Raw genomic sequence first — 21,130 nt, 5'->3', positions numbered from 1 at the left:
ACCATTGCGTGACTTTGCCAGATTTCTTCTGGTGTTCCGATAGCCACTTCGGAGACGTCGGCATGAACAGTGATAGCTCGGTCCACTCCCGAGGAGTATATTAAGACTCGCATGCCAGCGGCGTCCTTCGGGACCTTGCGTCGCAACTCGTGCGTCTTCGAACCATCAAGAATGGATTTAACGAATCGTGTTTTAATCGACATCAAAACGGCCTTTGATGGGCTATCTCCGGACGTCATCAGCGGTTCATCCCTCTGCTGTAGATCTCGTGGAAGGCGTCGTCCGAAATTCTCCGGGCAGTAGGTACAGTTCCAATTTGGTTTCCGTATCTGGTTGTTATCAATTCGGCTTCTGCGCGCTTCACGTGGTGTCGGAAGACTTCAGTGTCGCCGAAGCGCAGCGCGACCGCTGATCCTCCCCGTGCAGACTCTTCGATGTCACGTAGAGTCCAAACACCATACTTGCGAAATCGCGAATGAAGAGCTCGGGGGGAAGCTTGATGCGTCGACAAGAGCTGCGACGATGCCACAATCACGCCACCGCCTCTACCACTGACGTACCAAAGTATCCGCCCAGGGCCCTCCGGGTGAAAGTTTGGGGACTTGTAGTACACATGACGTCGGCTGATACCTAACGTGTCTGCCCTATCCAACAAAGGCGAATCGTAACCAAGGAGCTCACTGGCATAGCTCTGTCTGATGGGAACCACATAGCAGTGGAGAGCAGAATTCCGAATCTTAAGTGGCCACAGCTCGCGTTCCAATCGGGCAAAATCACTGGAGGTGATAACCTCCGACTCCAGCCACGGTTCAAGCTCCCAGGACTCCAGTCTGCCTCGGATGATGTCCTCTAGACCTAACTGTGCATCCACGACTTCAATCGTCCATGTCCCCTCGATCCGACGAGCGCCCTCTCCGGCCAGTATTTGGTGAGCCGCTTCTCCGCCACCGGGACTGGGATCCGAAATGACAATCCGCGCCGACCCAGCACTGAGAGCCTGCTGTCGTAATTGGTAGAGCAACTGTTTCAAAAGTGTAGGTCCCAGGGGTGACTTTCTTACTCGTAAAAGCTCCACGTCGAGTACTTCTTCACGCGTGTGTGTAGCCACCAGGCCATCGGCTAGCAGGCTATCGGCTAGCAGGCTATCGGCTGTACGAATGATCCGCACGTCGGTCGTGGCCTTCGACCTGAGAAGCCTGACGAAATCGACTTTGGTTTCGCCCAGGTAGGAACTCACCATGTGGTCTAGTTCTCTATCGACGCCAGCGGTTGCCGCGGAGACTAGGAAAGAGGTGTTCTGAATCCTGTCCGGTGCGTCACGCCGGACTCCCTTCAGCTCGTCGATCACAACTATTAGCTGCGAGGGATGGAGCATCTCGAGTCCGTGGGTGTTGGCAATTCCACGGAGGAGCTTGGTGGCATTCTCGTCATTTGTAAGCATGACAGAGGCGCCGGCCACGATGCACTCGGCTACGACCCGAGCATCGTTCATAAGGCTAGGGTCCTTCTCCAGCTCCCGGTGAGCGACTGAGGCCACCAGCTCGGTTGTCAGTTCGTCGCAAACCGCAAGTTCGCCAGTCAATATTTGGAACTGGGCCAAGCGATCCATGACCTTCCGTCGGTGCCCCGGGTCCGAAACATTTGCGAGCTCGTTCTTGACCGAGCGCGTCAGACAGAAAACAACTTCGTTATCAAGTCCGGGCGCCCCAAGATACTGCGCGGTGGTGTCGCTTCTTTCCAAAAGGACGTCGAGGACCACGTTCGTATCCAGGACCGCGAGAATACGCTCCTCGTCCTCCAATGCCGCCGCGAAAAGGTCCATGCTGCCAAAGCCGCGCCACCACGCCGTCATGTCGGCCTTCTGTTTACCGCGCCCCCTCGGAAGACTCTGTGCTTGAAACCCCAACTTCGGCCAAATCTTATGGGCTTCGTAATCTCGCCGGCATTTCAAACGGATACCATCACGATCCGGATGACGTCGTTCGATGTCATCAACCAGCATTCGTGCGATACCGAGACCCCTGCTTTCGGTGGCGACACAAAGGTGAACTAAGCGAATATCGGATCGAGGTAAGTCGAAAAGCACATACCCGAGTAACTCGCCCCCTCGAAAGGCGCCAATGACACGCTCATCTCGAATGGCTTCGAGCAACGCTCCGGCGGGATACAGACCCAAATATCGCTTGAACTGATCCCCTAGTGCAACGACACTCATCCATTGGTTTGGTTGGCACAATCTGACTGTCACCGGGCTCGTAACCGGCTCGTCTTGGGCGCGTGAATCACTCAATGTTCCGCTCTGGCCAAAATCGTCAGGCACTGCTCCCCCAAAACTAGTGATCATTAATATCAAACTACAGGGGCCACACCCTAACCCCTTCCTGGCCCGCTGCACCCGGTATTGATTCGCCTGAAACGACACGTTCTAAATATGACGGGACGAAGCAATCGAGCCTCACTAAGCCTTCTAAACCTCCGCCACGGGCGCCGCGAACTGGGCCTCGTACAGCCGCGCATATGCCCCGCCGGCGGCCAGCAGTGACGCGTGGTTCCCCTGCTCCACGATCTGCCCGGCCTCCATCACCAGGATGAGGTCGGCGTCGCGGATGGTGGACAGGCGGTGCGCGATCACGAAGGACGTACGGTCGGACCGCAGGGCACTCATGGCCTTCTGCACCAGCACCTCGGTCCGGGTATCCACCGAGGACGTCGCCTCATCCAGGATCAGGACCGACGGCCGGGCCAGGAACGCCCGGGCAATGGTCAACAGCTGCTTCTCGCCCGCGGACACGTTCGCGCCCTCGTCATCCAGCACGGTGTCGTACCCCTCGGGCAGCGACCTCACGAACCGGTCCACGTAAGTGGCCCGCGCCGCCTCCAGGATCTCGTCCGAGGAAGCGGTGGGCCGGCCGTACGCGATGTTGTCCCGGATGGTCCCGCCGAACAGCCACGTATCCTGCAAAACCATTCCCATCCGCGAGCGCAGATCGTCCCGGGTCATGGTGGTGATGTCCACTCCATCCAGCGTGATCCGCCCGGCGTCCAGCTCGTAGAAGCGCATCATCAGGTTCACTAGCGTGGTCTTGCCCGCCCCGGTCGGCCCCACAATTGCCACCGTTTGCCCCGGCTCCGCCACCAAGGACAACCCGGAAATCAGCGGCTTGTCCGGCGAGTAGGAGAAGGACACATCTTCGAACACCAGCCGCCCGCGCCCGGCACCATCCGGACTCTGCAAAGAAGCACCAACGGGATCAGCAGACTGCTCCTCCGTATCCAGCAGCTCGAACACCCGCTCGGCAGAGGCCACACCGGACTGCAGCAGGTTGGCCATGGACCCCAGCTGCGCCAGCGGCTGCGTGAACTGGCGCGAGTACTGGATGAAGGCCTGCACATCGCCCAGCTGCATGGCACCGGACGCCACCTGCAGGCCGCCCACCACCGCGATCCCCACGTACACCAGGTTCCCGATGAACGTCATGGCCGGCATGATCAGCCCGGAAATGAACTGGGCACCGAAGCTCGCCTCATACAGCTCCGCGTTCTTCTGCCGGAACCGCTCCCCCACCTCGCGCTGCCGGCCGAACACCTTCACCAGCGCATGCCCGGTGTAGGTCTCCTCGATCTGGCCGTTCAGCTCGCCCGTGTTCTTCCACTGCTGTACGAACAGCTTCTGCGAGCGCTTGGCAATCAGCGCTGTGATCCCCAACGTCAAAGGAATGGTCACCAGGGCGATCAGCGCCAGCGTGGGCGAGAGGATGAACATCATCACCAGTACGCCCACCACGGACAGCACGGAGGTCACCGCCTGGCTGATGGACTGCTGCAGGCTCTGCGAGATGTTGTCCACATCGTTGGTGACCCGGCTCAGCAGCTCACCGCGCTGGATTGAGTCGAAATAACGCAGCGGCAGCCGGTTGATCTTCGCCTCGATCTTCTCGCGCAGCCCGAACACCGTCCGCTGCACCACGCCGTTGAGCACATACGCCTGCCCCCACATGAAGGCCGACGCCAGCACGTACAGCACCAGCGCCCAGGTCAGCACGCTGCCCAGCGCCGCAAAATCGATCCCTGCACCAGGCGTCAGCGTCATGGCGCTGAGCATGTCCGCCTTCTGGTTCTCCCCCGCCGCCCTCAGTTGCGCAATCAGCTGCGCCTGCGTCACGCCCGGCGGCAGCTGCTTGGACACCACGCCGGAAAAGATCAGGTTGGTGCCCTCACCCAGCAGCCGCGGACCAATCACCTGCAGCACCACGCCCGCCACGGCCATGACCAGCACCAGCATCAGCCACAGCCGTTCCGGCCGCAGGGTGGCCAGCAGCCGCTTGGCGGAGCCGCTGAAGTTCATCGCCTTCTCCGCCGGCACGTTCATCCCGGCGAACGGTCCGCCACGTCCGGGTCCGCCGGCCGGGCGCGGGATGCGTACGACGGCGTCCTGGCCGCCTTTGCCGCCACCTGCGGTTCCAGCGGGCACACCTCCGCCCGGGCCGGCTCCGGCGGGGCGGGTTCCTGCGCGGTGCGTGCTCATACCGTCTCCTCCGCTGCCAGCTGGGACGAGACAATCTCGCGGTACGTCTCCGACGTCTCCAGCAACTCGTGGTGCGTGCCGTGCGAAACGATCCTGCCGTCGTCGAGCACCAGGATCTGGTCCGCTTCCACGATGCTGGAGACGCGCTGGGCGATGATCACCATGGTGGCCCCCGCGGTGTTGCGCTTGAGTGCCTGGCGCAGCCGGGCGTCCGTGCCGGTGTCCAGGGACGAGAACGAATCGTCAAAGATGTAGAGCTCGGGCCGTTTCACCAGGGCCCGGGCGATGGCCAGCCGCTGCCGCTGCCCGCCGGAGACGTTGGTGCCACCCTGCGAGATGGGCGCGTCCAGGCCCTCCTCCATCTGCTCCACGAAGTCGCGCGCCTGGGCGATCTCCAGCGCGGTCCAGAGCTCGTCCTCTGTGGCGTCGGGGTTGCCGTACAGCAGGTTGCTGCGCACCGTCCCGGAGAACAGGTACGGCCGCTGCGGCACCAGGCCGATGTGCCCCCAGAGCAGGTCCGGATCCAGGTCCCTGACGTTGACGCCGTCCATCAGCACCGCCCCGGAAGTAACGTCGAACAGCCGCGGCATCAGGTTCACCAGGGTGGTCTTGCCCGAGCCCGTGCTGCCAATAATTGCGGTGGTCTCCCCCGCACGGGCGGTGAAGCTGATCCCGGAAAGGACGGGCTGGTCGGCACCCGGGTAAGCGAACCCGACGTCGCGCATTTCCAGCTCGCCGCGCCGCGGCTTGCCGGCGAACGCCGCGCTGGTGACCGGGTTCTCCGGCGGCAGGACGCTGGAACTGGTGCCCAGTACCTCGCCGATGCGGTCAGCGGACACCGAGGCGCGCGGGATCATTACCGCCATGAACGTGGCCATCATGACGGACATCAGGATCTGCATCAGGTAGCTCAGGAACGCGATCAGGGTGCCCACCTGCATGGACCCGTCCTCGATCCGGAACGAGCCGAACCAGATCACCGCCACGCTGGAAATATTCAGGACCAGCATCACCACGGGGAACATGAGCGCCATCAGCCGGCCGGCACGCAACGCGACCTCCGTGACGTCCGTGTTGGCACCGGCGAACCGTTCCGTCTCCATGTCCTCGCGCACGAACGCCCGCACCACCCGGATACCGGTGAGTTGCTCGCGCAGGACCCGGTTCACGGTGTCGATCCGGGCCTGCATCTTGCGGAACAGCGGCACCATCCGGGTGACAATGAGCCCGACGGCGATCAGCAGCACCGGGACGCACACCGCAATGAGCCACGACAGTTGGGCGTCCTGGCGGATGGCCATGATCACCCCGCCGATGCTGAGCATGGGCGCGGCAACCATCAGCGTGGCGGACATCAGCACCAGCTGCTGGACCTGCTGGACGTCGTTGGTGGAGCGGGTGATGAGGCTGGGCGCCCCGAACTTGGTGACTTCCTGCTCGGAGAACTCACCCACCCGTTCGAAGATGGCGCCGCGCAGGTCCCGGCCCAGGCCCATGGCCGCCTTGGCGCCAAAGTACACGGCGATGACGGCACACACGATCTGCGCGAGCGTGATCAGCAGCATGAAGCTGCCGGTGGACAGGATGTAGCCGGTATCGCCCCGGGCCACGCCCTGGTCAATGATGTCCGCGTTCAGCGTGGGCAGGTACAGGGACGCGATGGACTGCGCCAGCTGGAAAACCACGACGGCGGCCAGCAGCGGCCGGTGCGGCCGGAGGTATTCAACGAGTAGCTTCCAGAGCATGGGCGGCTCCAACCTGACGGTGTGTCCACAAACGTGGTGCGACAGTCAGTGTACGTCCGGAAACTGGGACTTGACCGGGCGTGGGTGGAGGAAGTTTCAGGGTTCACTGACGGCGTACGGCAGGCCGTTTTATGAGCCCTTTCGTCCCCCTTAGGGAATCAGATTGTCGGCGCGGTAACGGTCAAACAGTGCCGTGAAGGAGTCCAGCGTCCGCCGGTATCCCGTGAAGCCGGCGTCCCTGCTCTTGCCCATGTCCGTGACCACTTCGATGCCGCGCCCCAGGTCGCCGTCCGTGTGCCACCAGGACGCCACCCGGTCCAGTTCCGGTTCGCTGAGGTTGTGGTCTGCGGCAATTTTCCGCCATTGGTCCGCCCGCCCCGCCATGGACTGCTCGAGTGGACGGGGCGCATCCTGGTAACCCTCCCACTCCACGCCGAAGTAGGCGGCGAGTTTCGGCCACATCCAGCGCCAGCGGAACACATCGCCGTTCACGATGTTGAAGGCCTCGTTGGCCGCCGCCGGAGTGGTGGAAGCCCACAGCATGTGTTCGGCAAGCAGCCCTGCGTCCGTCATGTCGGTCAGGCCGTTCCACTGCGTCTCGGAGCCCGGGAAGACAAACGGCTCCCCGCTGTCCCGGCACAGGGTGGCCTGCGCCGCCAGGGTGAGGCCCATGTTCATGGCGTTGCCCACCGCGTGCCCGATCACCGTGTGCGCACGGTGCACGGACCAGGTGAATCCCTGCCGGGCCGCTGCCGCCCAGAGCTCATCCTCCTGGGCGTAATAGAAGTTCCGGACCGGAAGGCGCGGTTCCTCCTCGTGGAAGGGCGTGTCCGGCATTTCCCCTGCGGCGTACGCCTCGAACGGTCCAAGGTAATGCTTGAGCCCGGTCATCATGGCGACGTGGGCCACGTCCTTTCCCCGGAGGGCGGCAAGGAGGTCACGCACCATGCCCGCGTTGACGGCGATGTTGTCTTCCTCGGTGGCCCGCCGCGACCAGGCGGTGAAGTACACGTGGGACGGATTCTCCGGACCAAGCACAGCGGCCAGCGATGACGCCGAGGTCAGGTCTGCGGAGAGCCACCGGACCCCGGGGCGCTCGGCTCCGGGCCTGCGGGACAGGGCAAGGACGGCCCAGCCTTCGCCCACCAAGGTATCCACCAGGGCGGACCCTGCGATGCCGGTGGCACCCACCACCAGGGCGGTCCGTCCGTTGCCTGCCGTTGTTCCTGGTCCGATGGTCATGGTGCTCCTTCTCTAGGTGCCGGGAGTCTCCGCGCGCCGACGCGGCCTTCCGCTGTGGCGGAAGGCCCGCGCTGCATCGCGCCGGGAGGTTGGGCCGCCTGCTTGTGCCGATGACGGCCCTCTTGCGACAAGCCGCAGCCTCCGGCAGATATTCCGTCCTAGCCGGCAGCCGTTCCGGGCGCATCGGGCCAGACCCGTTCGCCGAGCGCGATGACCGGCGCCAGGGCCGGGTTGCCGGGGCCTCGGGCCAGGCAGAGGTGCAGGGCTTAGAAGGTGCCCGTGGTGTCAGGCTCGATCGCCCAGGCAAGCCGGTGGAGCGCACTCGCCAGCCGGCCGCGCAGGATGGACCAGCGGGACAAGCCGGGTTTCTTCACCCGGACCCGTTTGGGCGCGCGCGGCAACGCGCTGGTGGCAGTATCGTCGCTCCTCGCAAGGAAGAGGGCTACAAAGCTTGAACCGTCCATGGAGTTGTTTCCTGAAATTGTGAAAAGTCTCCACGCAAGAGGTGGGACCGGATGGTGTGGTCTCGGATCCGGGCGCACCTTGCAGGTCTTGGACCGCGGGATACGTGGCACCGCTCCGAAATGCGGGCTTGCGCCGGACCGGCACGAAAAAGGCCGCACTTCGATTATGGAACGGGCAAGGGGAGATCTCCCAACCGGTTGACCAACTGTTACGGATACTCCGGGACGGGACCATGAGCCCGCAAAATGGGGGGCGCCTCCCCCTGCGCCCCTATGTTCCAATGGGAGGGTTGCACCGGCTGCCCGAGTCCAACCGCGGCCTCGGCCCAACGGAAGGAAGAAGCACATGACCGAACGCCCAGACCATCCCCCGGTACCCGCTCCCGGAAGCGCGCAAAGCCCGGAGCAGAATGCCGGGGACGGGTGCCCGGTAGCCCATGGAAGCGCCACCGCCCAGGGCAGCGAGAGTGAAAACCCGGCCATCGATACACCCCAGCCCAAGGGAAACCGGCCGCGGACCAACCAGGACTGGTGGCCCAACCAGCTGGATCTTTCCGTTCTCCACGCCCACGGACGGTCCAGCAACCCGCTGGGACCTTCGTTCAGCTACCGCAAGGAATTCGAAAAGCTCGACGTCGAGGCCCTCAAGCGGGACATCACGGAGGTCCTGACCACCTCGCAGGATTGGTGGCCGGCGGACTTCGGCCATTACGGCGGCCTGATGATCCGGATGAGCTGGCACGCCGCCGGCACCTACCGCGTCCATGACGGCCGCGGCGGGGCAGGCGACGGCGGCCAGCGGTTCGCGCCGCTGAACAGCTGGCCGGACAACGCCAACCTGGACAAGGCCCGGCGGTTGCTGTGGCCGGTCAAGCAGAAGTACGGCCAGAAAGTGTCCTGGGCGGACCTGCTGGTCCTGGCCGGCAATGTTGCGCTCGAGTCCATGGGATTCACGACGTTCGGCTTCGCCTTCGGCCGGGAGGACGTGTGGGAGCCCGAGCAGATCTTCTGGGGCCCCGAGGACGCCTGGCTGGGCGATGAGCGGTACACCGGTGACGCGACGATGGCCGAGGACGTGGGCTCCACCGAGATGGGATTGATCTACGTCAACCCCGAAGGTCCCAGGGGCAACCCGGACCCCGTGGCCGCGGCAGCGTTCATCCGCGAGACATTCAAGCGGATGGCGATGAACGATGAGGAGACGTTCGCGCTGATCGCCGGGGGCCACACGTTCGGAAAGACGCACGGCGCCGGTCCCGCAGACGCCCATGTGGGCCCCGAGCCGGAAGCTGCCGACCTGGAGTCACAGGGGCTGGGCTGGCTCAGCACCTACGGCAGCGGCAAGGGTGGCGACACCATCACCTCAGGACTGGAAGTCACCTGGACGGACAAGCCCACGCAGTGGAGCAACCGGTTCCTCGAGATCCTGTTCGAATACGAGTGGGAGCTGGTCAAGAGCCCGGGCGGCGCCCACCAGTGGGTTGCCAAAGATGCCCCGGAGATCATCCCGGATGCGCACGATCCGCACAAGAAGCACCGCCCCACCATGCTGACCACGGACCTGTCGCTTCGTTTCGACCCCGCCTACGAGCAGATCGCCCGGCGCTTCCTGGCGAACCCGGACGAGTTTGCCCTCGCGTTCGCCAAGGCCTGGTACAAGTTGCTGCACCGGGACATGGGCCCGGTGGGTCCGCACATGCTCGGGCCGTGGGTTCCGGAGGCGCAGCTGTGGCAGGATCCTGTTCCCGCCGTCGACCATGAACTGGTCACCGAGCAGGACATCGCCCAGCTCAAGGCCAAGCTCCTGGATTCGGGCCCGACCATTCCGCAGCTGGCCGGGACGGCATGGTCCTCGGCCGCGACGTTCCGGAAGACCGATAAGCGCGGCGGCGCCAACGGCGCCCGCATCCGGCTGGAACCGCAGCGCAGTTGGGAAGCCGGCGAACCGGAGCAGCTGGCCACCGTCCTTCCCGTGCTGGAGCGCGTGCAGGAGGAGTTCAACGCGGCACAAAGCGGCGGCAAGAAGGTATCGCTCGCGGACCTGATCGTCCTCGGCGGCGCCGCGGCCGTGGAAAAAGCAGCCGCCGACGCCGGGTTCCCCGTCAAAGTGCCGTTCCGGCCCGGCCGCACCGACGCCACCCAGGAGCAGACCGACGTCGAATCCTTCCAATACCTGCAGCCCAGGGCAGACGGCTTCCGCAACTACCTGCGTGCCGGCGTAAAGCTCCAGCCGGAGACGCTCCTGCTGGACAAGGCGTACATGCTGGACCTCTCCGCGCCGGAGATGACGGCCTTGGTAGGCGGCATGCGCGCCTTGGGTACCAACGTGGGCGGCTCCAGCCACGGCGTGCTGACCGACAGGCCACAGCGGCTCACCAACGACTTCTTCGTCAACCTGCTCTCGCCCGGCACCAAGTGGAAGGCCTCAGAATCGGAGGAAAACGCCTACGAGATCACGGATGCCGCAACCGGTGAGCTGAAATGGACCGCCACCGCGGTGGACCTGGTTTTCGGTTCCAACTCGCAGCTGCGCGCCCTGGCCGAGGTTTATGCGAGCGAAGACGCCGGGGAGAAGTTCGTCAATGACTTTGTTGCCGCCTGGGCGAAGGTCATGGAGCTGGACCGCTTCGACCTGAACTGATTGGCCCGCGTTCCGGGCCGGCCACCTGTGCGGCCGGCCCGGAACGATGGCAGTTTCCCTGGCTGCCTCGGATTCAGGACCAGAACTCCGAGGCGGTGGCGGTGTCCTCCTGGAACTCGCTGACCTCGGTGACTTTCCCGTCCTTCAAGGTGAAGACCAGGACGCCGTCCTGCTTCATCGATTTCCCGTTTCGTTGCGCTTCAGCGGTCTGCAGGCCAATGGTGTGGTGTTCACCGGCGATCACGTCCCGCAACTGAACTTTGACCGTTCCGCCGGACCGGGAAAACAGTTCGCCGAAATAGCCCATGACTTCCTGCTGGCCATGCTTGTCACCTGCAAGGCCGCCATTGCCGCCAACCCGGTAGACGGCATCAGGGGCGAACAGGCCCTTGAGGGTTTCCACGTCGCCCGTATTGAAGGCTTCGTAACCGCGCCGCACTACTGCCGCGTTTTCTTCAATTCCCATCTCGAACCCTTTCCGTCATCTTTCTCGGGGGTCCCAGCGATCGATTTTAAGTTCGGCCGTGTTCCGTTGTCCATGGTGAATGCAGGCGTGCCCGGCCCGTTGCTCCGGGCCCACCGCACCCGCCCCTGCGGCTCGGCTACGATCGTTGAATGGCCCATCTCACCAGCCCCGACGCAACCCTGCACGCCTCGTGGCTGGAGGCGTTCCTGGAGTTTGGCGGAGCCCATATTGATGGCGCAGGCCTTGAAGGCTGGGCGCCGGAAGACCTCAAGGATCCCGGGGTCTTTGAGCGACTGGTTGGCACCCTCATCAACGACGCCAAACCGGAAACAGTGCGCAAACCCGGGTACGTCCCGTGCACCTACCTGTGGATCGTGGAGGGCACCACCGTCCTCGGCTCGCTGGCCATCCGGCACTACCTCAATGAGTTCCTCCTCAACGAGGGCGGCCACATTGGCTACAGCGTCCGGCCGTCGGCAAGGCGCCGCGGGCACGCTGCGAAGGCGTTGGCTGATGCGCTCCCGGTGGCCCGGGCGCTCGGAATCGAACGGGTTCTCCTGACCTGCGACGAGGACAACTCCGGGTCACGGGCAACGATCGAAAAGAATGGCGGCCGCTACGAGGACACCCGCAACGGCAAGCGGCGGTACTGGATCGGCGTCGGGAAAACTGCAGGGCCTGCCAGGTGATTACCGAACACGCCCTGCTCCCGGTGCTGCCGGGCCGCGAAACGGATTTCGAGGCGGCCTTCAACCAGGCCCGGGCGATCATCGCTTCAATGCCGGGTTTCCGAGCGTTGTCGCTTTCCAGATCGGTGGAGTCGCCGGGCACCTACCTGCTCCTCGTCGAGTGGGAGACCCTGGAGGACCATACCATCGGCTTCCGCGGATCCCCCGAGTACCAGCAGTGGCGCCAGCTGTTGCACCACTTCTACGAGCCGTTTCCGTTGGTGGAGCACTTCGTGGCGGTGTCCTCAGCAGGACATTGAGCTCAGGAACATTGGGACAGCCCCCGCGCGAGTCTCGCTCCAGCGCGGGGGCTTCCAGTACTTCCTGCCGGGGAACTGGCCTGGAAGCACTTAAGAATTACCGGCCGGCGTGCGGCACCAACCCGTGTCCCGGACTTCTTTGGCCAATCTTGATCCAACCTTGAGCGCTAGCTGCCGGAGGAAGCGGCCCGCTGCTGCCGCAGGATGTAGCGCTGCAGCTTTCCGGACGGCGTCTTTGGCAGGTCCTCGACGAAGTGGATACGGCGCGGATACGCGTGGGCGGCGAATTGCGTCTTGACCAGGGCCTGGAGTTCGGCAACCAGGGCATCACTTCCGGTGGTCCCGCCGGCCAGGACAACGTAGGCTTCCAGGACTTCTCCGCGCAGTTCGTCGGGGGCGCCCACCACGGCGCTTTCCGCCACCGCCGGATGCGTGGACAGGACGCTCTCCACCTCGAACGGACCAATCCGGTATCCGGCCATGATGATCACGTCGTCATCCCGGGAAGAGAAGAAATAGAAGCCGTCCTCGTCCACCATGCCCGCATCACCGGTCAGGTACCACTTGCCGTCCGCGCTGAACCTCTCGGCCGTCTTCTCCGGCGCGTCCTGATACCCCCGGAACCACATCATGGGACTCCCCGCCACGTCTACGGCAACGCGGCCCAGCTCACCAGACGCGGCCGGTTCGTCAGCATTGTCCTTGAGGACCTCGCAGCTCCACCCCGGCAGGGGCCGGCCCATGGAACCTGGCCGCAGCTCCGTCCTGACGTCGTCGTGCCAGACGTTGATGATCATCATCCCGTGTTCGGTCTGTCCATAGTGGTCCCGCACCGGAACCCCAAGCATTTCCCGGGCCCAGCTGATCACCTCCGGGGTCAACGGTTCGCCGGCGGACGAGGCGCGCCGAAGGTGGAAGGGACCTGTTCCGGCGCCGGCTTTCGCGCGCATGGTGCGGTACACCGTGGGAGCAGCGGCAAAGTTGGTGACGGAAAACGCCTCCAACACCTTGAAGCTGAGTTCCGGGGAGAAACCCGGGCGCAGCAGGAGGTTCCGCCGCCCCGCCGCCATCGGGCCCAGGATCCCGTAGTACAGGCCGTAGGCCCAGCCAGGGTCCGCGGCATTCCAGAACACATCCTCCTCGCTGACGTCCAGGCCCAGTTCGACGTACTGGCGGAATGCGGCCAGCGCCCGGAGCGGCACCGGCACACCCTTGGGGGCGCCGGTGGTTCCGGACGTGAAGATCAGCACCAAGGCACCTTCACCGCCCACGGCTTCGGCCGCGATGCCCGGTTGTTGCCTGGCCAGGAGCGGGCCGAGCGCCACGTCGGGAAGGGAGGCCTCCGCACCGGCCACCACCACGGCGGCCCCGGTTTCCTGGATCTTCGTCCGCTGGTCGGGGTCGGTGATCACAGCCTTGGCGCCGGAGGCTGTGAGGCGAAGTTCGATGGCGGGCCACGCGAAGGCCGTGAACAGCGGGACGTGGACTGCCCCGCGCCGCCAAATGGCCAGGAGCATGACCACCAGGTCTGCCGACTTTCCCATCAGGGTGGCCACGGCATCCCCGGGCCCGATCCCCAGTTCCGCCAGGGCGGCCGCACCCCGCTCCGAGCGCTCCCGGAGCTCCCCGTAGGTGATGTCCTCCGCTGAGAGGTCCGCAGCAACCACGGTAAAGGCAACGCCGCCCGGATCGTGGCTGTCGCACAGGAGCTCCGCAGCGCAGGCATCGGCCGCGCCGTAGGTGGCAAGAAGGGCATCAACGGCGGGAACCGGACGGGACATTCGTTCTCCTTTGAACAGAGTGGCACGGGACTGGCAGCCCACGGTAGCAGTGGCCTCAGCCATCACAGTGGAATAAACCTACTGCAGCTCAGCCCCTGGCGCCCGGCGGCCGGATGATGCGCCGCTGGGTGGCTGCGGCGATGGCGGCCGTGCGGTTGTCCACGCCGAGCTTGCCGTAGATGTGCACCAGGTGGGTCTTGACCGTCGCCTCCGAGATGAAGACCTGCCTGGCGATGGCCCGGTTGGACAGGCCGGTGGCCAACAGTTCCAGCAGCTGGACTTCCCGCGGTGTCAGTGAGGTTCCGGGGTTGCTGATCCGGTCCATCAGCAGTGCTGCCGCCCGCGGCGCCAGGGCCGTGCCGCCGGCCGCGGCCTGCAGCACCGCCTGCCGCAGCTGTTCCGGGGGTGCGTCCTTCAGCATGTACCCGCTGGCACCGGCCTCGACAGCGGCAAGGATGTCCGCGTCGGTGTCGTAGGTGGTGAGGATGAGCACCGGCGGAGCCGGGTGGAGCTTCCGGATCTCGGCAGTGGCGGTGACGCCGTCCATCCCCTCCCCCATCTGCAGGTCCATGAGCACCACGTCCGGCATACCGCCCAGCGCTGCCAGCCGCGCCAGTTCGTGCAGCGCAGCCCTGCCGTCGGAGGCTTCAGCGGCAATGGAAATGCCGTCGAACCCCGTCAGCATGGCCCGCAGGCCGGCACGCACCACGGGATGGTCGTCCACCAGCAGGACCCGGACCTCACCCACCGCTTCCTCCCTCCAGCGGGGCAGCACCGTCCGAAACGGCACTGTCCACCGGCAGCCGGATGGCCACCACCGTTCCCTCCCCCGGTGCGGACTCCACCGCCAGCGAGCCGTTCAGGCCGTCAACGCGCTCCCGCAGCGAACGCAGCCCGAACCCGCTGCCGTCCGCAGCGTCCGGGGCACCGGCCGCACGGGACGGCTCAAAGCCCGTGCCGTCGTCGTAAATGTCCATGGTCACCTCCGTGCCAAGGAAGGCAAGGGTGACGACGGCGTTCGCGGCCCGGGCGTGGTCGCGGACATTGGCGAGGCTCGCCTGCGCCGCCCGCAGCAGGGCCACGCGCACGGGCTGGGGCAGATCCTGCGGATCACCGTCCACCTCCAGCCAGCACCGCAGCGCAAGCCCGGCGGCTGCGGCGCCGGTCTCCGTGGTCCCGCACAGCCGGCGCAGGGCCTCCACCAGCGTGGTCCCCTCAAGGTGCGGCGACGACAGCCCGCGCACAAAGCTCCGCGCCTCGGCAAGGTTGTCCGCTGCGGCCTGCTGCACCAGCGCCAGCCGGGCGGCCGCCGTCGGTTCGTCACCGTCGGCCAGCGACTGTTCGGCGGCCCTCCCCAGGAGCACGATGCTGGACAGCCCCTGCGCCAAGGTGTCGTGGATCTCCCGGGCCAGGCGCTCCCGCTCCGCCAGCACCCCGGACTGGTGCTGGGACCGGGACAATTCCTCGCGCGTGCGCCGCAGTTCGTCCGCCGCACGCCGCTGGTTCTCTGCCTCCCGGTAGAGGGCCGCGTAGGCGAGGCCGGTGATCACGGAGAACACCGCGCCCAGCACGGGCCCCACCACGGCGGCCGCATGCGGGACCGGCGCGCCGCTCGCTGCCCACTGGGAGACGATCACCGCCGCGGTCATCAGGGCGATCGTCAGCAGCGCCGCGCGCCGCGGCAGCAGGTGCAGATGCAGGAAGAAGATGGGGAAGGCCAGCCAGGCGAAGTCCGCACTCCCGGCAAGCAGCACCGCCCACAGGGCCGTGACCAGGCCCAGCCACAGGAGGCCGTAGCGGCGGGGGTTGAAGCCGATCCTGGCTTCGGCGTGCCGCTTTTCCAGGACGGTCCCCGCCAGGTAGATGACGGCCAGGACGACTGCGGCTGCCGCCCACAGCCAGCGCAGCGGACCGCCGTCAAGGAACAACCGGACCAGGGCGACGGCCAACAGGACGGCGAACCCAGCGTGCAAGGTGACGCGCAGGACCCGGAGGATCGCGGCCGATGACGCATTTTCCAGGGCGGCCAGCGGCCCCTTGGCCGGGGCGCCGCCGGGGTTTTGCGGTGACGGCGGCAGGAGCGTGGCAGGCATTTCATCAGCTTATGCCGGGCCCGCCGGGACGGGATCAACCAAAAGGTTGACTGCGGGCTCAACCTTTCCATTCCCGCGGATCAACCGTCCCCGCGATGCCGCCGCAGGCTTCCGCCGGGACAGTGGAAGGACAAGAGAATCCACCCCTGCTGAGAGAAGAAACAACGTGTTCCTGGCAATCCGCGATATCCGCTTCGCCAAAGGCCGGTTCGCCATGATGGGCGGCGTCGTAGCCCTGATTACCCTCCTGCTGGTCATGCTGTCCGGCCTGACGGCGGGACTCGCCGAGCAGTCGACGTCGGCAATCGGCAAGCTCGGTGCGTCCGCCGCCCGGCCGGTGGACGTCATCGCGTTCGGCGCTCCCGGGGCCCGCACGCCCAAGTCGTCCTACACGGAAAGCTCCGTGACGGCCGGGCAGGTGGCCCGGTGGAGGAACCAGCCCGGCGTCCAGTCCGCCGAACCGCTGGGCATCACCCAGACCCGAGCGCAGGCGGCCGGCGGCGCGGGGACCGCCAACGTCGCCGTGTTCGGGGTCTCGCCGGGCAGCCCGCTGGCACCGGTGGAGGTATCCGCCGGGACCGCGGTGCTGGGCGCCTCGACGGCGGAAGCGCTGTCCGCAGGCCAGGGCGACAAGATCTCTGTTGGCGGCATCGAGTTGGGCGTAGCCGCCGTGGTGCCGGACCAGTGGTACGCGCACACCAGCGTGGTGTGGACTGCGTTGCCCGCATGGGCAAAGGTGGCGCACGTGTCCGACGGCGACCAGCTGGCCACGGTCATCGCCGTCACTTCCGTGCCCGGGGCCGCGGTGGACGGGGCCGAGGCCAATGCGGCCGCAGGCACGGTCAGCGAATCCCGGACCGGATCATTCCAGGCCCTGGGCTCCTTCAAGAGCGAGAACGGGTCCCTGACCCTGATGCAGGCCTTCCTGTACGGGATCTCGTCGTTGGTGATCGTTGCCTTCCTGACGGTCTGGACCATCCAGCGCACCCGCGACATCGCCGTCCTGAAGGCCATGGGCGCCTCCGGCTCCTACATCCTTAAGGACGCCATGACCCAGGCCGCGATCGTCCTCGTGGCCGGGGCCGCCATCGGTGGAGCAGTGGGCGTCGCCGCCGGTGCGCTGGCGGCCCAGGCTGCCCCGTTCCTGCTGAACGCCGGCACCACGGTGCTTCCCGTCGTCGGGATTGTTGCCCTGGGCCTGGCCGGCGCCGCACTGGCGGTCCGCCGCGTCACCAAGGTCGATGCGCTGCTGGCGCTCGGCGGCAACTGATCCACCCTTACGAAAGGAACGCCATCATGTCCTCCCCCACCCCTGCTCCCCTGAGCCTGGTCGACGTCACCCTCGAATACCCCGATGGCGGCGGGACCACCACGGCCCTGGACCGGGTCAGCCTCACGGCCCGGGCCGGTCAGCTGGTCTCGCTGGTGGGCCCGTCCGGCTCGGGCAAGTCCAGCCTCCTGGCCACCGCCGCCACCCTGGTCCGCCCCACCCGCGGGCAGGTCCTCATTGACGGCACGGGCACAGCCGGCCTCAAGGACAAGGAACTCACCGCCCTGCGCCGGGACAAGGTGGGCATCATCTTCCAACAGCCCAACCTGCTGGCATCGCTCACGGCCGCCGAGCAACTCATCATCAGCGACCACCTGCGGGGCAGGTCCGCCAAGGCGGCCCGGGCGAAGGCTGCGGAACTGCTGGACGTCGTCGGGCTCGGTGGCAGCGCCCGAAAACTGCCGCACCAGCTCTCCGGTGGCCAGCGCCAGCGGGTGAACATTGCCCGGGCACTCATGGGCAATCCCAAACTGCTGCTGGTGGACGAGCCAACCGCCGCCCTGGACCACGAACGCAGCGCCTCGATCATCGGGCTGCTGCGCCAGGTGACCACCGAGTTCGGGGTTGCCACTGTGATGGTCACCCACGACACCGAGTTCGTGCCGCTGACGGACCTGGTGGCCACCATGCGCGACGGCAGGCTCACCGCGCCTGTGCTGGCGGGAGCCTGAACACGGGCCTCACCCCGGATGGCCCCGGCGGGATCACCGCCGGGGCCATCCTCATCGATGCTGTCCGCTGGGCAGCCGGGCTAACCTTTCGGGGTCACCTGGAGCCGGTCGAACGAGACCTGCTTGCCGTCCTTGTCCAGCACCACCACGTCATCGCGGCCGTTTTGCACGCCGGCGGGCAGGATGAATTCCACCGTGTTGTCCGTGGTGGGGAAGATCCAGCCGATCCGGTAGCTGCGCTTGTTCAGGTACACGTAATACCACTGGCCGTAGTCGAGCCCCGCGAGGACCACTTTTTGGCCGTTGCGGTATTTGTCCGCGGTGCCGAGGTCGAACGGTGCCACCTGTCCGTCCAGGTCCTGCACCGCAAGCGCGGGAACCAGGTCCGGCTGGGCAGGCTGCACATTCAACTGGATGGCACCGCCGGTCACCGTGGCGGACACGCCTTTGGCACCGTTGCTTGCCGTGGCAGCGAACGTGACCGGTCCAAGCTTCCCGGCCGCGACGTCCGCGGCGGTCAGGCTGTACGTCCGGGTTGCCGCCAGGGTGCCGCCCGCCGCCAGGTGCGGTGCCGCGATGCCGGCATCCGGGGCGTCCACATTGTCCAGGGAGACGTTTCCGGCGTTGCCCAAGGAGTAGGTGTACGTGATGGCGTCGCCTGCGGAGGCATAGCGGTCGCCGTCCCGGTCCGTCCACTCGGCCGCAACGGTGCCGTCAAGCCTGGCGTCCCGGACTTTCACGTCGGTTTCGCCGCCGTTCACCGCGTAGGTCCGGGTGGTCTGGCCGGCGGCACTGACCTCCCAGGTGGAGTCCGGGACAAAGAATCCCTGGTCCGCTTCGGCGGCCGTCACGGTGTGGCGGGGCGTGGCACATGTGTACCCCTGTCCGGCGGGGAGGACGCTGTAACGGCAGTTGCCCGGCCCCTCGGGAAGGAACGGGCTGAAGTTGCCGGCGGTGGGGACCACCTTTTCCACCAGCGGACTGCTGTTGGTCACATCAAATTTGTACGGGAACGCTTCGCCTGCCGTGTACGGCTGGGTGGCGAGGTCGCGGCCGGCGTCGTTGCGGCTGCCTGCGATGCCGGCGGACACCAGCCCGTCCCGCAGCGGCACCGCGGCCCCGCTGAAGGCAACGGTCTTGGTGAGCGTCGGCGTCGCGCTGGCCGTGATGCTGAAAGTTGCCTCGGGGACGAAGTAGCCGCGGTCGATGTCCTGCGCGGTGAGCGTGTGCTTGGCAGTGGTGCAGTTGTAGGAGGCGCCGGCGGCCAGGTTGTTGTACCGGCAGTTGGGCGCCGACGGCGGCAGGAAACCTGCATCGAAGTTCCCCGAGACCGGCACCGAGTTGGCCGTCACGTTCGCCGTGCTTTTGACGGTGAAGGTGTACCCCAGCACGTCGCCGGCTTTGTAGGGGTTGGCCGCCACGTCCCGGGCGGGTGCAGCTCCCGTGATGCTGAGGGCCACCTGCGGCGCCACCGGCACGGTGGCGGTGAACGTGGACTGCGAGACCCGGCCGTCCGCCGTCGTTAGCGCTGCGTTGAGGTTCTGCGGCCCGCTGGCCGTGGCCGCCGCAGTCAGGGCGACGTTGACGGCAACCGAGGCGCCGGGGGCGACGTCGGGCACGGGCACCGTGGTGGCGGACCAGCCCGTGGGGGTATAGACGGTGGCGGTGGCCCCTGACAGGGTGGCGGCTTCCTGGTTGGTCACCGTGACCGCCACCTGCTGGGTGGCACCGGGCGCCGTGGTGACGGCGGGGACGGACAGCGGTGCGCAGGCGTAGTTGAGCCAGGCGTCGTCGAAGGTGGAGAACTGCATGTTGTCCATGTAGTTCCCCTCGTAGAGGACGCCGAACCTGCCATCCTCCAGCCGGGTCACGGTGGAGTAGGCGGAGAACCCGGAACGGATGGTGCGCACCCCGGGCCAGGTGGCGCCGTCGTCGCACGAGACCCGGGCGGAGACGTTCTCGCGCGCGGTCTTGGAATTGGCGTTGGTGAAGACCAGTTTCCTGGCGTCCGCCGTGCCCGGGGCAGCGTTGGGGAACATGCGGGCGATGGAACCGTTGTTGGCCGGATCCGGCAGCTCCGTGTCCTGCGTGACGGGACCGTAGGTGGCCCCGCCGTCGCTGGAAACAGCAACCTTCCGGTAGCCCTGGTTGGCGTTGTCCCGGGAGTTCAGCAGGACCCTGCCGTCGGAAAGCTCAACGGTCTTGTTCTCATCCATCCGGTCACCCACGTTGGCGCCCTTGTGCCAGCTGGCTCCGTGATCGTCCGAATAGACGCTGTACGCCTGGATTTTGTTCGTTCCGTCGACTTGGCGGATGTCACCGGCATACTGCTGGATCAGCCGCCCTTTGTATTGGCCGTACTTGAGCTGGATGCCTTCGCCGGAGGACGCGAAGTTGGATCTGACGTCGCCCGGCGCAGGACTGGTCTTGCTGGCGCCCGGCTTGGTGACGTTGGTGATGAGCCGCGGCCCGGTCCACGTGAGGCCGCCGTCGGAGGATTCGATCACGGCGGAGGAAATGACGTTGCGGTCCGCGTCATCATTGCCGAACTGGCTGCCGCCGAATCCTTGGTCCTTTGAGTAGACGAAGAACGCAAAGACCTTGCCTGCCTCCGCGTCGTAGACGTAGGAGGGATCGCTGTAGCCGTATTTCGGCGCCACGGCATCGGCCACGTGGCCTGCGGCAATCACCTGCACCGGCCCCCACGTGCGCCCGCCGTCCGTGCTGCGCCGCTGGACGATCGAGTTGGGGTTGGGCGCGTCCGCGGAGCTGCCCGGCCGCCCGTCCCAGGCCGCCAGGACCACACCGTTGCCAAGGTAGGTCAGCGCGGGGATGCGGTAGAAGAAGTTGTCCGCGGTGCGGTCGGACCCCAGGTTGGTTTCCTGGAAGGTTCCGGGCGGGTTGGTGGGGCTGTTGCCAGGAATGGGCGCCGCCTGCGCCGCAACACCTCCGGCAAGCAGTGCCAGGGCCAGGGCGGCTGATCCGGCGGTTCTGCACAGTGTCAGGGGTGTGCGGTGTCTTTGGGAATGTGGCAAAGGGACTGACCTTTCTGGATGCCGCGGCGATGCGGCTCTCGGCAGGGCGTCGTCGTTCAGGACCTTCAAATGTTGTTCCTACTACGTACGACGTCCTACCAATGTAATGTGCCGACAGTCACAAAGCCAGAGGTGGCTATGCTGTAGAT

The 21,130-nt window shown here is 66.0% G+C and carries 15 protein-coding genes; 5 read left to right on the top strand and 10 right to left on the bottom strand.

What is annotated here, in order from left to right:
* Positions 1–238 precede the first annotated feature (238 nt).
* The 5 genes from C563_RS0104970 to C563_RS0104945 all read right to left on the bottom strand — a co-directional run bounded on the left by C563_RS0104970 (position 239) and on the right by C563_RS0104945 (position 7,976).
* Positions 239–2,320 carry a GNAT family N-acetyltransferase gene (locus tag C563_RS0104970; protein WP_196803311.1) on the bottom strand — a complete coding sequence of 694 codons (2,082 nt, stop codon included), beginning with the start codon at positions 2,318–2,320 and terminating at the stop codon, positions 239–241.
* A gap of 147 nt (positions 2,321–2,467) precedes the next feature.
* Positions 2,468–4,525, bottom strand: a complete 2,058-nt coding sequence (locus tag C563_RS0104960) for an ABC transporter ATP-binding protein (RefSeq protein ID WP_018760934.1) — start codon at positions 4,523–4,525, stop codon at positions 2,468–2,470.
* Positions 4,522–6,270: an ABC transporter ATP-binding protein gene (locus C563_RS0104955; RefSeq protein ID WP_018760933.1), complete on the bottom strand. Its 1,749-nt coding sequence runs from the start codon at positions 6,268–6,270 to the stop codon at positions 4,522–4,524. The genes C563_RS0104960 and C563_RS0104955 overlap by 4 nt, the downstream gene beginning before the upstream one ends.
* Positions 6,271–6,420: 150 nt before the next feature.
* On the bottom strand, positions 6,421–7,512 hold the full coding sequence (locus C563_RS0104950) for an SDR family oxidoreductase (protein WP_018760932.1): 1,092 nt from the start codon (positions 7,510–7,512) through the stop codon (positions 6,421–6,423).
* Positions 7,513–7,778: 266 nt separating this feature from the next.
* Positions 7,779–7,976 (bottom strand): hypothetical protein, encoded by a 198-nt coding sequence (locus C563_RS0104945; RefSeq protein ID WP_018760931.1) that lies wholly within the window; start codon positions 7,974–7,976, stop codon positions 7,779–7,781.
* A gap of 346 nt (positions 7,977–8,322) precedes the next feature.
* Between C563_RS0104945 and katG the strand changes: the two genes are divergently transcribed.
* Positions 8,323–10,617, top strand: a complete 2,295-nt coding sequence (katG, locus tag C563_RS0104940) for a catalase/peroxidase HPI (RefSeq protein ID WP_018760930.1) — start codon at positions 8,323–8,325, stop codon at positions 10,615–10,617.
* Positions 10,618–10,690: 73 nt separating this feature from the next.
* Here katG and C563_RS0104935 read toward each other — a convergent pair whose 3' ends face one another.
* Positions 10,691–11,083, bottom strand: coding sequence for a nuclear transport factor 2 family protein (locus C563_RS0104935; RefSeq protein ID WP_018760929.1), 393 nt, complete (start codon positions 11,081–11,083; stop codon positions 10,691–10,693).
* A gap of 149 nt (positions 11,084–11,232) precedes the next feature.
* On the opposite strand from C563_RS0104935, the gene C563_RS0104930 reads away from it, so the two are divergent.
* Entirely contained in the window at positions 11,233–11,772 is a 540-nt protein-coding gene (locus C563_RS0104930) for a GNAT family N-acetyltransferase (RefSeq protein WP_018760928.1), read from the top strand.
* Entirely contained in the window at positions 11,769–12,071 is a 303-nt protein-coding gene (locus tag C563_RS0104925; RefSeq protein ID WP_018760927.1) for an antibiotic biosynthesis monooxygenase family protein, read from the top strand. Before C563_RS0104930 ends, C563_RS0104925 begins: the two co-directional genes overlap by 4 nt.
* Before the next feature lie 167 nt (positions 12,072–12,238).
* On the opposite strand, the gene C563_RS0104920 is transcribed toward C563_RS0104925, so the two are convergent.
* From C563_RS0104920 to C563_RS0104910, 3 genes are all read right to left on the bottom strand, one after another.
* Positions 12,239–13,852 carry an AMP-binding protein gene (locus C563_RS0104920; RefSeq protein ID WP_018760926.1) on the bottom strand — a complete coding sequence of 538 codons (1,614 nt, stop codon included), beginning with the start codon at positions 13,850–13,852 and terminating at the stop codon, positions 12,239–12,241.
* Positions 13,853–13,940: 88 nt separating this feature from the next.
* A complete protein-coding gene (locus tag C563_RS0104915) occupies positions 13,941–14,600 on the bottom strand; it encodes a response regulator transcription factor (protein WP_018760925.1) in 660 nt (219 codons plus the stop codon).
* Complete coding sequence (locus C563_RS0104910; RefSeq protein ID WP_018760924.1) at positions 14,593–15,945, bottom strand: sensor histidine kinase; 1,353 nt, start codon at positions 15,943–15,945, stop codon at positions 14,593–14,595. Before C563_RS0104910 ends, C563_RS0104915 begins: the two co-directional genes overlap by 8 nt.
* Positions 15,946–16,111: 166 nt before the next feature.
* On the opposite strand from C563_RS0104910, the gene C563_RS0104905 reads away from it, so the two are divergent.
* Complete coding sequence (locus C563_RS0104905) at positions 16,112–17,215, top strand: ABC transporter permease (RefSeq protein WP_018760923.1); 1,104 nt, start codon at positions 16,112–16,114, stop codon at positions 17,213–17,215.
* A 26-nt stretch (positions 17,216–17,241) separates the two neighbouring features.
* Positions 17,242–17,946 carry an ABC transporter ATP-binding protein gene (locus tag C563_RS0104900; RefSeq protein ID WP_018760922.1) on the top strand — a complete coding sequence of 235 codons (705 nt, stop codon included), beginning with the start codon at positions 17,242–17,244 and terminating at the stop codon, positions 17,944–17,946.
* 80 nt (positions 17,947–18,026) lie between these two features.
* Here C563_RS0104900 and C563_RS0104895 read toward each other — a convergent pair whose 3' ends face one another.
* Positions 18,027–20,981 carry an exo-alpha-sialidase gene (locus C563_RS0104895; protein ID WP_018760921.1) on the bottom strand — a complete coding sequence of 985 codons (2,955 nt, stop codon included), beginning with the start codon at positions 20,979–20,981 and terminating at the stop codon, positions 18,027–18,029.
* Positions 20,982–21,130 lie beyond the last annotated feature (149 nt).

Source organism: Arthrobacter sp. 135MFCol5.1, from assembly GCF_000374865.1.
GTDB lineage: Bacteria > Actinomycetota > Actinomycetes > Actinomycetales > Micrococcaceae > Arthrobacter.
This window is presented reverse-complemented; position numbering and strand designations above follow the sequence as displayed.

What these genes read in the sequence shown, in the direction of transcription:
- C563_RS0104960 (WP_018760934.1), bottom strand. Translation starts at nt 4,525, where the DNA reads ATGAGCACGCACCGCGCAGGAACCCGCCCCGCCGGAGCCGGCCCGGGC.
- C563_RS0104955 (WP_018760933.1), bottom strand. Translation starts at nt 6,270, where the DNA reads ATGCTCTGGAAGCTACTCGTTGAATACCTCCGGCCGCACCGGCCGCTG.
- C563_RS0104950 (WP_018760932.1), bottom strand. Translation starts at nt 7,512, where the DNA reads ATGACCATCGGACCAGGAACAACGGCAGGCAACGGACGGACCGCCCTG.
- C563_RS0104945 (WP_018760931.1), bottom strand. Translation starts at nt 7,976, where the DNA reads ATGGACGGTTCAAGCTTTGTAGCCCTCTTCCTTGCGAGGAGCGACGAT.
- katG (WP_018760930.1), top strand. Translation starts at nt 8,323, where the DNA reads ATGACCGAACGCCCAGACCATCCCCCGGTACCCGCTCCCGGAAGCGCG.
- C563_RS0104935 (WP_018760929.1), bottom strand. Translation starts at nt 11,083, where the DNA reads ATGGGAATTGAAGAAAACGCGGCAGTAGTGCGGCGCGGTTACGAAGCC.
- C563_RS0104930 (WP_018760928.1), top strand. Translation starts at nt 11,233, where the DNA reads ATGGCCCATCTCACCAGCCCCGACGCAACCCTGCACGCCTCGTGGCTG.
- C563_RS0104920 (WP_018760926.1), bottom strand. Translation starts at nt 13,852, where the DNA reads ATGTCCCGTCCGGTTCCCGCCGTTGATGCCCTTCTTGCCACCTACGGC.
- C563_RS0104910 (WP_018760924.1), bottom strand. Translation starts at nt 15,945, where the DNA reads ATGCCTGCCACGCTCCTGCCGCCGTCACCGCAAAACCCCGGCGGCGCC.
- C563_RS0104900 (WP_018760922.1), top strand. Translation starts at nt 17,242, where the DNA reads ATGTCCTCCCCCACCCCTGCTCCCCTGAGCCTGGTCGACGTCACCCTC.